3 protein-coding genes are annotated in these 2,164 nt (G+C 68.8%); 1 reads left to right on the top strand and 2 read right to left on the bottom strand.

The genetic code is table 11. The annotated features are described in order from the left end of the window. Positions 1–308, top strand: a 308-nt coding sequence (locus I73_RS33005) for a hypothetical protein (RefSeq protein ID WP_159105832.1), incomplete at its 5' end; no start/stop codon positions are given. Between the two features lie 61 nt (positions 309–369). Here the strand turns inward: I73_RS33005 and I73_RS03190 are convergent. Further along, on the bottom strand, positions 370–996 hold the full coding sequence (locus I73_RS03190; RefSeq protein ID WP_022979294.1) for a DUF2059 domain-containing protein: 627 nt from the start codon (positions 994–996) through the stop codon (positions 370–372). Positions 997–1,033: 37 nt separating this feature from the next. After that, the coding region (locus tag I73_RS25675; protein ID WP_234409395.1) for an OmpP1/FadL family transporter at positions 1,034–2,164 on the bottom strand (1,131 nt) is incomplete at its 5' end.

The following is a 2,164-nucleotide window of genomic DNA, read 5'->3' as shown; positions in this document are numbered from 1 at the left end:
CCCCTGGGCGACAACGCCCTGGCCGAGGGGCAAGCCGCCGGCTGGACCGCCTGCCCCTGTCGACGGGCGATTGGTCAACGGCCGCGCTGGTCGCCAGCCCGGTCGCGACCTCCCGCGATGGCCAGCAGTTGGCCGACCGGCAAGCCGCCGCGCTGCAACAGTTCAGCGCCGGCATGGCCCTGCAGACCCAGCTGGCCAACGCCCAGCGGGTGACGGCCCTGCCCTTGCTGGTCTATGTGATGCCGGCGGTGATCCCGGTGGTCGGCCTGCCGCTGGCCTTCTTCGTGCCGCCCGCCAGCCCCCACTGAGTCCGTGCCGGACCGGCGCTGAGCGAGCGCGGCGCGCGATGGCCTTGCCGCGCAGCCGGCCTCAGCGCGTCATCGCCGCGGCCCGCAGCTTGCCGGCCACCTCCTGCTTCATCTTGTCGAGCTGCGGCTGGATGGCCGGACCGGCGCGGCGCGCCACCTCGGCGCCCACCGCCCCTTCGATGTCCGGCGCGGCCTTCTCGAACTTCTGCCGGACCGGCGACTCGAGCAGCGCGATCAGGGCCTTGAGTTCCTCCTCGCTGAACTGCTCGGCCAGCATCGGCACCGCCGTGCTGCGGACGGCCTGCTGGCCGGCGGCCTCGGCCAGCGGCGTGGCCGCGTCCACATAAGCCTTGGCATCTTCCGAGATGCCCTTCATCGTCGACTCGAGCTTGTCCGCGCTCACCCGCCCCTGCAGGGCGATGCGGCTGTGCTGCACCGCCTCGGCGGCCGGCCGGTTGACCATCATCTGGGTCACCTGCTCCGGATGCCACAGGGTCAGCAGCTTGTCGATCAGGGCCTGCTTGGCCGGCGAAATCGGTGCCGCGGCGCCGGCCGGGGCCGAAGCCGCGCCACCGGTCGGCGCGGCCTGGCTGGCCGGCACCATCAGCAGGGACAGACCCGTCAGGGCCAGGGCGCCGCCCACGCGTCGAGACAAGACCAGGGAAGAGGAGAACTGCGTCAGGAACATGGATGCACTGCAGGAAAGAACAGCCGCGCCGACAGGGTCAGAACGGCCGGGTGACGCTCACGCCGAAATAGCGCAGGCGGGTCTCGCCGGACACGTCCAGTCCGGCGTACGGGTTGTAGATGACGTTGAAGAAGTTGGTGCAGTTGAGGTTGCAGCTGCCGTCGGCCGACACCTTGTAGCTGCCCTTGGCCAGGCTGGCCGCCATGATCAGCTGCGTGCCGTCCTCGGTGGTCCAGTTCAGGCCCAGGCTGCGCACCTTCATGTCGGGCAGGGGCGCGATCAGGTCGATCTTGTCCTGCGGGATGGAGCTCTTGCGCGGCTCGTAGCCCAGGCGCAGCTTCAGGCCGTGCATCACCTCGATCTCCGCGCCGTAGCCGAAGTGCACATTGCTGCGGTAGCCACGGGGGATGACCAGCTTGCTCGCATCGGCCTGGCCGAACAGGCGCGCCATCTGGAGAAAGCGCACCTGCTGGTCGAACTGGAAGGTCAGCTGGTTCCACTGACCCCAGTCGGTCCAGTTGGCGTCCACGTTGAGCTGCAGGCGCTCCACCGGCTTGAGCTTGACCCCCAGCTGCGCGTGCGGCGGATAGGGCAACACCAGCGTCATGTTGCCGGACTGCTCTTCCGGGATGCTGGTCGGGAAGCCCAGCGTGGCGGCAACGATGGGGCCTTGCAGCGACGAGTACATGCCTTCCACCAGCTTGCGGAACATGGGCTCGGCGTGGAAGTTGTAGCGTCCGGTCAGCACGGTGCGTGACCCGCTCTGGTACACCGCGCCCAGGCCGAACCAGTCGGTCGGCTCCCACAGCACGCCGAGGTTGAAGGTGGGATCGGCCGGCGAGGTGGCCTCGAAGCGCATGGACCCGGCCGTGGTGTAGGGGTTCAGCCGCCCTTCCTTGCCACCGCCGCAAATGCCGAAGCCGAACACGTCCAGCGGGTTGCCGTTGTCGCCGCACCAGGCGTCCTGCAGCTTGCCGAAGATGCCGATCAGCTTGTTGGGAAAGCGCATGTCGGTGTCCAGCGCAAAGCCCTGGTGGGCGATGGGAATGGACAGGCCGACGCTGAGCTCGTCGGAGAACTTGTAGGCCACCGAGGGGCGAGCATAGACCAGGCGTTGGATCACCACCCGCTTGCCTGGAAGCGCCGGGGATCGTCNGGGTTCTTGCTG

Source organism: Ideonella sp. B508-1 (assembly GCF_000333615.1).
Classification (GTDB): Bacteria; Pseudomonadota; Gammaproteobacteria; order Burkholderiales; family Burkholderiaceae_C; genus Ideonella.
Note: the sequence above shows the minus strand (reverse complement) of the source record. Positions and strands in the feature narration are given on the sequence as shown.